Consider the following 12,906-nt stretch of genomic DNA (forward strand, 5'->3'; position numbering starts at 1 on the left):
ACACAGAATCTAAGTTTCCCTTCGGTGCAGTTAGTCTTTCGAAAAGGTAGCACAATTGCGATTGAAAAAGTTCCCGAGAAAATTCAAAAAGGACATTGGTGCAAATATTTTCCTTTCCTCAAAAGCACTTCGACTATACAACGCTTTTCAATTTCATAAAGTTCCCGAGTAAGTGCAGAAAGAACATTGGAGCAAATATTTCACTCTCCGCAAGTTGCATCTCGACAATACGACGTGCTTCACAATCAAAGTTTCGCGACGTGGTTTCGAGTTGGTTAATTTCTATAATCTTCAGAACGCCTGACAAAATGCTTTGTGCATCGACAATTATCTTTATTTAACGGGACATTATTTTGAAATAATTGGTTGACAGAGACTTTCCTAAATGACAGAACCTATTTGCCCCGTACAACATCGGCCTGTGCGCAATACGGGCGACAGAATATGCCATCGACAGTATTAATTCTAATCGGCGACAGAATCATCGGCCTTGTCTTTTCAGAATTAAGTTAGTACTATTGTACACGGCCGACCGGGCGACATTAACACGGAGACCCGTACTGCGCAAGGCCGTGGGCGTTGTATGGGGCAAGTATACAACCAACTAATTCAAGTAAGAAGAGATTTGAAAGATCCTGATAACTTTCAATCATTTTCTGTTCGACAAAGTTCCTCACTAAAATCAAATACCAAACAGATGCCGGTCTGCCTACCTTATGTGGTCTCCGCAAAATTGTGGAGTAAAAGCTGTTAGTATTTCAGTGAAGCAGTCTCTCCGAAAATGCAGTGTTGCAGTCGATACAACTATTCCCTTACAGTGCAGTCAGTACCATCAATACAATATTGCTTCTATATCAAAAAGTTCTTCCGAGAATATATAGCGGAACCTGGCTGCAGAAAGTCCCTTCTCCGCCACTCGTTTTACAAACGCACGACAAACTTCAACGTCTGAATTCCGGCAGACAGGTTTCCTGGTAGAAAACTGCATTAAACTGTAAAGAGCGGAAGCCAGACTTTTGGATATCGACGTTTCAATCTAAAGTAAGAGAAGCAAATGCTGAAATGCATTGGTTGATAAAGACGGTTTACTGAATGACAAACTCTGTTTTGCCCCATACAACATCGGCCTGTGCGCAATACGGGCGACAGAATATGTCATCGACAGTAGTAATTCTAATCATCGACAGAATCACCGGCCTTGCCTTTTCAAATTTAAGTTAGTACTTTGTCGTACGGCCGGCCGGGCGACATTAACACGGAATTCCCGTACTGCGCAAGGCCGTGGGCGTTATGCGCGGCAAATCCCCTCCAAAATAAACAGTGTGAAATTCCAACCAGCACAGGAATTGACAGACTTACTTTGTACTCACGTAAATGCACAATTGATTTTGCTCATGACAATCATTGATCGGGAGACAATGGCTGATTTGACAAGCCAGGAGTTTCACATACATTGTCCGGATGTTTTATTGAGCGACAAATAGAAACTTTCATCGCTGGCAAATTGACAAAAGGAGAATGACTCAATAGAATGATGTCATATAATGACCGAGAACAAAAGCCTCAGTATGTCAACTGAAGTACTATTATTGATAACAAAATATGCGAGCCGCTTTCGGCTTCAGCTCCTAGATTTGTCTTTCGCTGCCATGAAATTGAACACCCAAACAATTCGCTGCTGCCTACCGACTGGAAAGACCGATGGAATTACGGTACAGACTGACCGTATAGAAGATGTTTTGTATAATTTCGGAAATGAAAAGGGCGCTTAGGTCGGACAAATTTGCCGCGCATAACATCGGCCTGGCGCAATACGGGCGACAGAATGTGTCTTCAGCAGAATGAGTTCTAATGAGCGACAGAATCATCGGCCTTGTCTTTTCAGATTTAAGTTAGTACTATTGTACACGGCCGACCGGGCGACATTAACACGGAGACCCGTACTGCGCAAGGCCGTGGACCGTTGTGCGTAATACCGGAGCAATAATTTTGAAATTTTTTTTTGTGCTGAGAAAGAATGTATATGTTTTTCTGCTTTCGACGATCTTATTGAATTGTGCTTGTAATTCAACGAGGACAGTTTACCGAAGTTCAAAATCCAAATCTGACTATTTTGTAGTCAAGGTCGAGACTCTCTCACATTGTGGATGCACATTTATTTACGCTAACAATTATGAAGATGGACGTCTACAATCAGAAATTCTATACATCGATAATTTGGCAAGGAAAACCGTTTTTGATTACACTAGCAATAATGTAAGAGTTATAAAAAATGCTTATCGAGCGGTTGAAAGTAACCCAACAATACAATTTGACAGTTTAGACGTTCATGCTCTTAAATGTATTGATTCCGTGATTTCAAATAAAATTGGAATTGCTTATGATATCAAGCGAACACCATATGTCGGGTTTGTACTTGATACTGCGTACCTCCGATTGTTAGATTCGAATTAAAAGCTTGTTTAATTTAAGGTATTACGCACAACATCGGCCTCTGCGCAATACGGGCTGACGAATAAATCCTGATCGACATTAACACAGATGAGCTACAGTTCGGGCGACAGGAACACGGATCGACTTTGGAATGTAACTTCAGCTGTATATCTTTACTCGGCCGACGTACCGGGCAGACGGAACATGAATTCCCGTACTGCGCAAGGCCGTGGGCGTTGTGCGTAATATTATGACCCTACAATATCTAATAGCTTTAGTATTTTTTCTGCCAAATCAAGCTAATTCTCAAGTTGATTTTGGTAGCATTCGAAAGCAAAAGCTTGTACCATTATTCATTGACACAATCTCGGAGAATATTTTTGTTTTCGAAGTTAGAAATGCGACAATTTATTTTAGGCAAGATGAGGTTAAAAACTTCATTGAAAATCCCGAGTATGAACCTGGATTTTACCATTACGGATATAAATCATTACGAGAAAATTTAGAACAAAAACATCGGAAGATCAGAGTGGTTGATATGTACTTCTCTCACGGTCAATCATTTCGTGATAGTATTTTCAAAGTGAATCCAGAGAGTTTATTGTTAAAACAATTGAATGAAGAATTTTACGTTGTCGGAGCAGCTTTAATGTTAAAAGGTAGATTCATGATTTATTCAAAAACAGAAAACAAAATTTTGACGAAAAAACTTGTAGCAAGAAGAGAGAGCGGATATTTGGGAGCGCGATATTTGCAATTTTATTTTCCTGGCAAACAATCATTTTATTCGATAATTACAGCACTCGGCGAATAATATTACGCACAACATCGGCCTCTGCGCAATACGGGCTGACGAACAATTCCTCATCGACAGTAATTCTAATCGACGACAGAATCGCGGCCTTTGTGAATCCAAATTCAAATCAGTATTATTGTGCACGGCCGGCCGGGCGACATTAACACGGATTCCCGTACTGCGCAAGGCCGTGGGCGTTGGCAGCAATTTTGTTGGACCATGCTTTTCTTTAACCTTAAATTTGACTTAGTAGTTAAATAGAAAGTTTGAAATGAAATCGCTTGTCGGAACTCTTATTTCTTGTTCGGTTTTTATAATAGTTCTTTTCCTGTGGCAGGAAATTCCTGACTTTTCAATATCGAAGAAAATCAATGCAGAAAAGGTTTCTTCCTTTTTTACAGCGATAGGGTCTTTATTAACAGCTGTAACTGTTTATCTTTTGTATAAGCAAATAAAAGAACAGATTGAAGATAGGAAAGCTTCCAGCAAGCCTGATTTATATCCCGGAAATCAATTTTTTGACTTCGATCAGCAAACTGACTTTCCTAAATTAACCAGAGATAATAAAATTGAGGTGCTAATTGGCCTGATTTCATTACACAATATTGGATTGGGAGCTGCAAAAGAAATCACTGTAAAATGGTGGTTTAAAAAAGATGTTCTCATGCCTCTAATTACTAACGGTCTAGCCCAAGTTTATGCCAATCGAGAAACCGAACGACAATATTCTTTTGTGCCTGCAAATAACCATATTGACATCCCACTTCCAATTATGTATCTTGCGTCATTGGGTTCGTTTAAAAATGGATGGAGTGAAATGCTTTGGGAAGAATTGTTTTTGGAAATTTCGTATAGAGATATTCATGATTTTGATTACCCGACAAAAAAATTCAAAGTAGATGTTTATGTTGGAGCACTCTACGTTTCGGTCAATTTTACAAAGACTGATAAAATTGTACTATCAAATGAAAGTACGATGATTAGTACTGTATTAATAGGCACAAAAAAATAGCTTAACCTTTTCGACAAAACTGCTGCCAACATCGGCCTCCTATGTAAAGCGGTCCGGCCGCCTGCGAAATGTTTTGATATCGTTTTAAAGTTACTACATAAAACATATTTGCATTACAGATTTGAATGATTTTGTATTCTGCTTGTCGGTATTATTATTCCGCCGCTGTTAAATCATTCAAAGATGTAATGAACTGTATTTTAAATTTTCTTTAAACTCAGGCTCCTATTTGTAGTAGTGAATTTTCGTCACTCTACCAGCAACTGTATGGTGTTAAAGAAGTAATGACACGCTATCTGCTTTGCGATGTAGTTCCTCTTTCGGCGGACTACTGCCGATGTTTTATAGTCGTGTCATAAACATTGATGAGTTTTAAAGAAAGAATAATTTTTATTTTTTATTTAATGAATAGCTGATCTGGTATGGTGTTTCTGTTTTGATTACGGATAAAATTCTTCTGCACATTTTGTGAGCCACTTTCACGATTGCACTTTTAGTGTCCCGTATGACATGTTTGCGGTAATAAGCCTGGACCTCGGGATCCATCCGGATGGCAACCCATGCTGCTTCGATAAGATAGCTGCGTAGTAATGCTTTGCAACGAGGCGTAAGTCCTCTCTTGTTGTCGGTTTCACTACTCTGATGAATCGCTGGTACGAGACCAATGTAATTGGCAAATTCTGATTCCTTATTGAATCTCCTGATGTCACCCAGTTCAGCAATGATGGCTGATGCAAGCAATCCACCAATTCCGGGAATACTTTTGAGCAGATAGTAATCTTTGTTGTGATGTTTTCTGCAGTAAGCACGTAGTTCATTACTGGTTTGCAGATATTCGGCGTTGAGCACATCAAGGATACGCATTTTACTTTTCAGACAAGCTGCACCGGTGATATAGGACCACTGTATATCTGCAAGCCATTGCAGAAAATATTTACTCCAGTTGGGATTGTCAAACTCATCCGGAACTTTTATTCCATGGAAAAGTAAAAGTCCTTTTATCTGGGATTTTACGACACGCAATTGTTTTACCACCTGGTTACGTTGTCGTAGCAAACTTCTGAGTTGTTCCTGATGTTCAGTTGGGATAAAAATTCCTGTGAGCTGATCCTGCTGTAATTGTTTACAAAGATTACGGCTGTCGAGTTTATCAGTTTTCTGGTAATTCTGTTTATCGCTTCGGGGTACATCGCTTGCATTAACAACTTTGACCTGCCATCCAAGATTAAGAAAATACCTGGCAGCGGAAAAGCCACAACAGCCTGCCTCGTAGGTCAGAGATACCTGGTGTGTACTAAAATGATTATTCACGTAGTCAACAAGTTTCCCTGCATCGGCGGGCATCGAAAAACCTTTGTGATCGCACAGGTCAGTCCGCATGTGTACGGACCATGATTTCTTGTGAATGTCCATACCAATAAATAACTTTGGTTCGGCGGTAATTTGAGACTGCATCATGATTGAAAGTTTTAATAGACAATAAATTCTCTTTGTTGTACTATATCAAAAATCAAGCAGCTTAAATTATCGCTTTTACATAGTTGCTTCTGCGCAATACGGGCGACAGAATATGTCATCGGCTTTAGTAACTCTATTGAGCGACAGAATTCCGGCCTTTGCTTTTTCAAATTCAAATCAGTATTATTGTACACGGCCGGCCAAGCGACATTAACACGGATGACCCGTACTGCGCAAAGCCGTGGGCGTTGTGCGAAACGCCTAGACTTACAAAATTCATATCTTTACCTGATGTTAGAGCTGGTTCCATATATTGACAGAATAAAATCATTGTGCGTCGAAACAGACGTTCAGGAATTGTATTTATTCGGTTCCGCTTTGACAGATAAGTTTTCATCTGCTAGTGACATTGACCTTTTGGTTGACTTCAAGACAAAGACACCTCTGGAATATTCAAATAAATATTTCAAGTTAAAATTTCAATTGGAAGACTTACTGGGTCGGCCGGTCGATTTGCTTGAGAAGAGGTCATTAAGAAACCCATATTTGATAGACTCCATTGAAAGGCATAAGACATTAATATATGCAGCCTGAAATCAAAACCTACTTATTTGACATTTTGCGGGCTATCAATGAAATCGACTCATTCTTCGACGGCACTATTCGTGAATTTATTCATTTCGTAAGTGACATTAAGACCAAACGCGCGATAGAACGAAATCTTGAAATAATAGGAGAGGCAACAAACAGAATTTATAAATTAGACAACAATTTTGATCTGCCGAATATCAGACAAATCATTGCAACAAGAAACAGAATAATTCATGGTTACGATACAGTTTCCGATGAGATTCTCTGGTCAATTGTAAATGACTATCTACCGGAACTAAAAATTGCAATTACTCATCTATTGACAGACTAGGCGTTCGCACAACATCGGCCTGTGCGCAATACGGGCGACAGAATATGTCATCGACAGTGTTGTTTATTTCTCCGTTGTAAAATCCAAAATTTTGTCAGATCAAGTGAACGGTAAAATGACCTTTCCACCCCGACAACCTTTGGTTTCCCTTTTTAGAAAAAATTATTCTATCTTTTATGCGTTGTATAGATTCAATTTTCAACGAGCTACTGCCCCCCCCCGATGAACAGGCAAACATTGACGGTCACCTGCTGTATTAAAACCAGCTGCCTCCTGCTATTTCTTTTTGTATTTCAAACGAATTTGATTGCACAAACTGACACAACTGCCTTGCCGGTGGAAGAGTGGGCAGAAAAGCTGAACGCCAAAGACGATTTTGACAACAACACACTGCATGAAATTTCTACGGCGCTGACGGAAAAATTTGACGAAGCAGGTGCAAATGCATGGCTGCAGCAGCTGGAAAGAACAGGGAAAACCGGACCTTATTTTTTAGCAAGACTGTCTTTTTTGAAATCATTGTTTTTAACTAATGGCAATGGCGATATTGCCAGCCTGGTAGATCATTATGAAAAAAGTTTATACAAAGCTTTTGAAACAGGAGACAATAACCTGATTGCCTACCTGTGCTATATCTATGGTTTAACTATGGAAGGAAAGGGAGAGTTATCCCTGAGTAATTACTACTATCTGAAAGTTGATGAAATATGGGACGGCCTTAAGGAAAAGCGAGGTTACCTGTCGTACTATCCCTTTACGGTAGGAGAAAACCTGTTTCGAACCGGCGAATATGAAAAATGTATCTTTTATATAAGAAAGGGCTTAATTAATTACAAATTCGATACAGAGGAGACACGCTATTATCGTATCCGCTTTGAGAATACTATTGGGCAGGCTTACAAACAGCTAGGGCAACTGGATTCTGCCATGGCCTGGTACCAGCAATCCATGCAACGGGCACAAAAATTAAATGAGCCAATCTGGATAATGATCAATGCCGTATTTATGGGCGAGGTGTGGTTGCTGAAAAAAGATTACCGCCAGGCCAAAACATTTCTTCAATACATACATACGATAAAATATTCGGATGAACCCAAGGTTTGTGCCTATGGGTTACAGTTGCTTGCAAAGATAGACCTTGAAAATGCGGATAAAAAGACTGCTCTCCTGCATATTCAACAATCATTGGAATTGCTAAATGGTTCATCAGGTAGCCCGGTTCAAAAAATGACTTACCTGCAATATGCCTACCAAACAGCTGCCGATGTGTACCGGGCCAATGGCAATGCCGATAGCTTTTATCTTTATTCGCAATGGTATACCGCTCTGCACGATTCCCTGCAAAAAGAGATGGCACTAAGCAGTGTTAATATTTCCCGGTTGCGTATCAATAGCGATAAAAATTTTCAGACACTTCAGCAAATAAAAAAAGAAAAAGAAACTGAAGCACTCACCCGCAATTTTATTATTGCCCTACTGATTATGCTGTCGGCGATAGCAATTCTGATATTGAACCGGCAACGTCAAAAGGCAATTTACAAGGAACACCTGGCCCTGCAGCAAAAGGAAATTGCTGATGCAGAGAAAAATGCGGCAACAGCGCAACTGCATTTATTTACCCAACACCTGGTGGATAAAACCATCCTGGTGGAAAAGTTAGAACAGCAGTTAAAAGCCAATGCACATCAAATTGATCAGCAAAACCTGTCAGAAGAGCTAACCCGGCAAACCATCCTGACAGAAGACGACTGGTTAAAATTTAAGACCCTTTTTGAAAAAACATATCCCGGCTTTTTTGCAAATCTGAAATTAAAGGCAAACGATGTAACCCAGGCGGAACAACGCATGGCGGCACTCACCCGCCTGATGTTTGATAATAAACAAATCGCGTCCATGCTTGGCATATCTGCTGAAAGCGTAGCCAAAGGTAAGCGTCGCCTGCGCCAGCGCCTGCAACTTGCCAGTGAAGTAAATCTGGAAGCCTGGCTCCGGGAGATGTAAAAAATTATTTGCCTTCCTACCTGCTTGTCCGGTTTTTGTCCCGCATTTGTCTGCCTTTTGTCCTGCCGGTATTTAGGTTTTTACCCCTCGCCGATTGTACTTTCATCCGGCTGTCAGTTGTCTATGCACACTATCCCACGGAAAAAATTATCGTTGATACTGATCATCCTGGTAACCCTGTTGTTGATCGCCCTGGTGATATGGCTGTTTGACAGAAGAATAAAAAATCTGGAAAAGAAAACAACACCTGAGGTAAGCGGCAGCATCTATGATGACACCGGAAGCAAACGGTTGGCTGGGTATCTTGTTCAATTAACATAAACCAAATAAATAGCCATGAGAAAGATTCTATTATCATTAATTGCCGGATTGGCAATAACGGGCTGTAAAAAAGAGATGGTTGCTGAACAAGTAAATCAGCAAGTGGATTTAGCTGCTGCTGCTAAAGGAGCACCTACAAAAATCGATATCTGCCATTTTGATTCCCGAAAGAACAGCTGGTCAGTGAAAACAATCAATCTAAGCCAATGGCCTGATCATGCAAGCCATGGTGATATAAGACTGGATGATGCGGATGGTGATGGCTATGTACCCACCAATAGCTGCGGCATCGGGCAAATGGGAGATTGTAATGATAACAATGCAGCTATTAATCCTGGCACTACCGAAATAAAAGGGAATGGTGCTGATGAGAACTGCAATGGAATGGTGGATGATGTACCGGCGATTGGCGCCGATTACCAGGGTGGAAAACTGGCTTATGTGTACCAGCCCGGTGATCCGGGTTATATTGAAGGGGAAGTACACGGGATTATTGCAGCTGCTTCCGATTTAGCCTCAATATATAATTGGGGATGTTATCAAGCTGACTTGCAGGAAGCGGAACAAACGGCTTTGGGTACAGGCAAGACAAACACGGAGTACATTGTTACTGCTTGTACAGAATCATCAATTGCAGCCAGATTATGTGCAGATCTTACTATAAATGGATTTGATGACTGGTATTTACCGAGCAAAGATGAGTTGAACAAGCTATATATCAACCGGGAATCTATTGGCGGGTTTACCAATGAACCTTATTGGTCTTCTTCCCAGTTAGATCCCAGTCAGCTGGCAGAAAATAGTGCATGGGCCCAATTTTTTGAATCAGGAAGTCAGTTTTCCGCAGTCAAATACAGTGTGAACAAAGTCAGGGCAATCCGATATTTTTAGGGAGAGCTATGCACAGACAGGCTATATCCATCACCATTATGTCCAGCTACATCTCCCACCGGCCCATGAGCAATGTCGGGGACGTTCCGGCAGAAGGTAAGCGTTTTTAGCGAGGTTGCAGAAGATATTGAATTGATAAGTTGATTGCCCGGACAGGAATTCCATAAGAATATCGGCTTGTCCGGTTTTTGTCCGGGGCTTGTCTGCCTTTTGTCCTGACAATTTTTAGGTTTTCAAGCCCCTGCCATTGTATTTTCATTCCGCTGTCAGATGTCCATGTATACTATCAGCTGGAAAAAAATTGTCGTTGATACTGATCACCCTGCTAACCCTCTTGTTGATCGCCTGGTGATATTGCTGTTTGACAGAAGAATAAAAAAACTGGAAAAGAAAACAGCACCCGTTGTAAGCAGCAGCATTTATAATGAAACCGGTATAAGCCGGTTGGCTGCCTGCCTGGTGCACTTAACGTAAACAAAAATAAAAAAGCCCATGAGAAAGATGTTATTGCCCGTACTTGCCGCACTCGTAATGACGGCCTGTAAAAAAGAAATGGTTTCTGATCTGTCACTGCGGCAGGCGGAAATCGCCTCCTCAGCAGCGGCTAAAGGTGCCGAAAAGATCGCCATCTGGCATGTTGATGCCACCACCAACACATGGAAGCAAATGACCATCAATGCCAATGCCTGGCCCGATCACCAGGCTCACGGAGATATCTGGAAAGTAGGCCAGGAATATAAAGGCGGAAAGATCGGGTATATACTGCAGGCCGGTGACCCGGGCTACGATGCAAAACTGCCTCATGGTCTGATTGCTGCGGCCGAAGACCTTCTAAATCCCTATTATTTAGACCCTGACCCTCAGCCTTTCTTTACTTGGGCTCCTGACGTGAATGGGATTGGCGGATTTTTTGGCGTAGGTGAGGCAGCGCGGGGAACTGCTATTGGTACGGGCCTGTCCAATACAAATGCAATCGTTCAATACCTCCCCGATGTAGTTAACACGATAAATACAACATTTCCCTGGCTTGATTTGAAATTAGATCGGTACGCAGCGGTAGCCTGCAGGAAGGAATTCAACGGTTACAATGACTGGTTTTTACCAAGCAGGGATGAGTTGCAAAAAATCCTGCAGAACAGGATGTCCATCGGTGGATTTCCTGATGCAAATGGTCCGTTCCGAATCAGCTATTGGAGTTCTACAGAACATTCATGGGACGGAGATGCTAGCCGGGCTTATTTGTGTTACTATGATAGTGGTACAGCTCCCGGCCAGGTTGTAACCTACAACGATCGTTCAATATATGAATACAGAGCACGGCCGGTAAGATATTTTTAAGCAGGTGAATCCTGGTAATAAACAGGCGAGGAAAAATACTTTGCCTGTTTATTTCTAGTTCACAAAGGCGAAAATAAAAATCTTCCCGTCTTTCCCTTTGCATCATCGCGATGTACATCTTTACAGCGTATTTTGAAACCTCCATGAGTGCAATCCACCCCACAAACAATTTTCCTCCTTCTACCCGCCGGAGTTTTCGCAACTGTTGAGCGTAGTAAATAAGATGTTGGTTGAGAACCCCGGCTTATAAAAAAATCCCGCACCTTAAAGAATTCATATTGAAATAATCTTGATTTGAGATCATGTTATGTAGTAGCACTGCCTTATCAACGGCATGTCATAAACCGACAAAGCAATTTGCCTTACACCAAAAAGTCCTTTGCCATCATACGTTTCCCACAACGTAATTTTCATGTGAAGCGGTTATCTTTTGCAGACCGGCTTTTCGCGCTTGTGGAAACCGAATAGCGCAAAAAAGCGGCATACATTTTCGCATATCCGGTGTATTGGCAATGCTCCGTTTAAGTTCTTACAATTTTAGTTTTGTTGGATCGTGTAGTTACAAAAAATCTTCCGAATAGAGAATACCAATCCCCGTACTTCCTCAGCACGGGGAGCTTTGGCCGCAAGTTGTTTTCAATGTCTGTTGAAGTTCGGAGAAACAAGAAGAGTCATTACTTACCAGTCTGAAACACCTAGTTTGAAAATATCTTCAACTTTCTTTCCAAGAGCTTTCGCTAATTTCAGAGAGAGAACAACTGATGGGACATACTTATTGACTTCAATAGAGAAAATGGTTTGGCGAGACACGCCGACCATCTCAGCCAATTCAATTTGCGTAACCAACTTTACTCAGCTGACAGTCCTGGCAGACGGAACATGAAATTCCCGTACTGCAAGGCCGTCCACGTTGGGCGCAAGTAGCTGATGAGGGGAAAATTAAGTTTGGAAAAATGTACGTATTTACGTACATTTGTTAGTACGTTAAATTTATATTTATGCAAGCAGTCTCTATTACTCAATTGAGGAGTAATATTAAAAAATATTTGGACGACGTTTCAAAGTCCTCGGATGTTATTGTTGTCTCCAGAGCTGCTGACGAAGAGGCGGTTGTTATACTGTCGATGAAAGAATATAATTCCCTTAATGAGACCGGACATTTACTTTCCACGTCGAAGAACAGACAGCGACTTCATGAATCAATAGATCAATTAAAAAACAAGAAGACTCGTAAATTCAAAGTATAAACTACAATATGAATTTTGAGTTTACGGAAAATGGTTGGGAAGATTTTCAATATTGGATTGACACAGACAGTTCAACTGTAGAAAAGATTAAGGATTTATTGAACGAGATTAAAAGAACTCCCTTTCAAGGTACTGGAAAACCTGAGCCACTTAGGCATGATTTAAAAGGATTTTGGTCAAGACGGATAACCGGAGAGCATAGGCTCGTTTATAAAGTGGAAGGTAAGAAAGGTGTAGACCAAAAGTGTTACATAATCCAATGCAGGTTTCACTATGATTGACACGCTCGCGCCCAACATCGCCGCAATACGGGCTGACGAATATATCCTGGTCGACATTAACACGAATGATCTGTAGTTCGGGCGACAGAAACACGGATCGGCTTTGGAACCTGCCTGCCGGCAGCTAAGCCTTACCCAAATTTATTGAGTCATTATTTCATAAACACTTGCTGCATGGGTTAACTGTTGATAACCTTGCCAAACAG

The 12,906-nt window shown here is 41.1% G+C and carries 14 protein-coding genes; 12 read left to right on the top strand and 2 right to left on the bottom strand.

Annotated elements, in window-relative coordinates; translation table 11 throughout:
• Nucleotides 1-1,322 precede the first annotated feature (1,322 nt).
• From P2W82_RS24295 to P2W82_RS24305, 3 genes are all read left to right on the top strand, one after another.
• On the top strand, nt 1,323-1,484 hold the full coding sequence (locus tag P2W82_RS24295) for a hypothetical protein (protein WP_336518564.1): 162 nt from the start codon (nt 1,323-1,325) through the stop codon (nt 1,482-1,484).
• Nucleotides 1,485-2,683: 1,199 nt separating this feature from the next.
• Nucleotides 2,684-3,247, top strand: coding sequence for a hypothetical protein (locus P2W82_RS24300; protein ID WP_336518565.1), 564 nt, complete (start codon nt 2,684-2,686; stop codon nt 3,245-3,247).
• 253 nt (nt 3,248-3,500) lie between these two features.
• Nucleotides 3,501-4,241, top strand: a complete 741-nt coding sequence (locus P2W82_RS24305; RefSeq protein WP_336518566.1) for a hypothetical protein — start codon at nt 3,501-3,503, stop codon at nt 4,239-4,241.
• Between the two features lie 390 nt (nt 4,242-4,631).
• On the opposite strand, the gene P2W82_RS24310 is transcribed toward P2W82_RS24305, so the two are convergent.
• Nucleotides 4,632-5,699, bottom strand: a complete 1,068-nt coding sequence (locus tag P2W82_RS24310) for an IS110 family RNA-guided transposase (protein WP_336518567.1) — start codon at nt 5,697-5,699, stop codon at nt 4,632-4,634.
• Between the two features lie 291 nt (nt 5,700-5,990).
• Here P2W82_RS24310 and P2W82_RS24870 point away from each other — a divergent pair, with 291 nt between their 5' ends.
• The 7 genes from P2W82_RS24870 (at nt 5,991) to P2W82_RS24340 (ending at nt 11,172) form a co-directional block, all read left to right on the top strand.
• Nucleotides 5,991-6,293, top strand: coding sequence for a nucleotidyltransferase family protein (locus P2W82_RS24870; protein ID WP_419555735.1), 303 nt, complete (start codon nt 5,991-5,993; stop codon nt 6,291-6,293).
• Nucleotides 6,283-6,621 carry a HepT-like ribonuclease domain-containing protein gene (locus P2W82_RS24315; protein WP_336518568.1) on the top strand — a complete coding sequence of 113 codons (339 nt, stop codon included), beginning with the start codon at nt 6,283-6,285 and terminating at the stop codon, nt 6,619-6,621. Before P2W82_RS24870 ends, P2W82_RS24315 begins: the two co-directional genes overlap by 11 nt.
• Before the next feature lie 303 nt (nt 6,622-6,924).
• Nucleotides 6,925-8,622 carry a helix-turn-helix transcriptional regulator gene (locus P2W82_RS24320; protein WP_336518569.1) on the top strand — a complete coding sequence of 566 codons (1,698 nt, stop codon included), beginning with the start codon at nt 6,925-6,927 and terminating at the stop codon, nt 8,620-8,622.
• A 153-nt stretch (nt 8,623-8,775) separates the two neighbouring features.
• The gene (locus P2W82_RS24325) at nt 8,776-8,943 is read left to right on the top strand and encodes a hypothetical protein (RefSeq protein ID WP_336518570.1); all 168 of its coding nucleotides are present in this window, start codon (nt 8,776-8,778) and stop codon (nt 8,941-8,943) included.
• A gap of 15 nt (nt 8,944-8,958) precedes the next feature.
• Nucleotides 8,959-9,834, top strand: a complete 876-nt coding sequence (locus P2W82_RS24330) for a MopE-related protein (protein WP_336518571.1) — start codon at nt 8,959-8,961, stop codon at nt 9,832-9,834.
• A gap of 270 nt (nt 9,835-10,104) precedes the next feature.
• Nucleotides 10,105-10,308, top strand: a complete 204-nt coding sequence (locus P2W82_RS24335) for a hypothetical protein (RefSeq protein ID WP_336518572.1) — start codon at nt 10,105-10,107, stop codon at nt 10,306-10,308.
• An 18-nt stretch (nt 10,309-10,326) separates the two neighbouring features.
• A complete protein-coding gene (locus P2W82_RS24340; RefSeq protein ID WP_336518573.1) occupies nt 10,327-11,172 on the top strand; it encodes an Lcl C-terminal domain-containing protein in 846 nt (281 codons plus the stop codon).
• A 678-nt stretch (nt 11,173-11,850) separates the two neighbouring features.
• Here P2W82_RS24340 and P2W82_RS24345 read toward each other — a convergent pair.
• On the bottom strand, nt 11,851-12,018 hold the full coding sequence (locus P2W82_RS24345) for a helix-turn-helix transcriptional regulator (protein WP_336518574.1): 168 nt from the start codon (nt 12,016-12,018) through the stop codon (nt 11,851-11,853).
• Between the two features lie 152 nt (nt 12,019-12,170).
• On the opposite strand from P2W82_RS24345, the gene P2W82_RS24875 reads away from it, so the two are divergent.
• The gene (locus P2W82_RS24875) at nt 12,171-12,419 is read left to right on the top strand and encodes a type II toxin-antitoxin system Phd/YefM family antitoxin (protein ID WP_419555736.1); all 249 of its coding nucleotides are present in this window, start codon (nt 12,171-12,173) and stop codon (nt 12,417-12,419) included.
• Between the two features lie 8 nt (nt 12,420-12,427).
• Nucleotides 12,428-12,700 (top strand): Txe/YoeB family addiction module toxin, encoded by a 273-nt coding sequence (locus P2W82_RS24350; protein ID WP_336518575.1) that lies wholly within the window; start codon nt 12,428-12,430, stop codon nt 12,698-12,700.
• Nucleotides 12,701-12,906 lie beyond the last annotated feature (206 nt).

Source organism: Pollutibacter soli, assembly GCA_029269725.1.
Classification (GTDB): domain Bacteria; phylum Bacteroidota; class Bacteroidia; order Chitinophagales; family Chitinophagaceae; genus Pollutibacter; species Pollutibacter soli.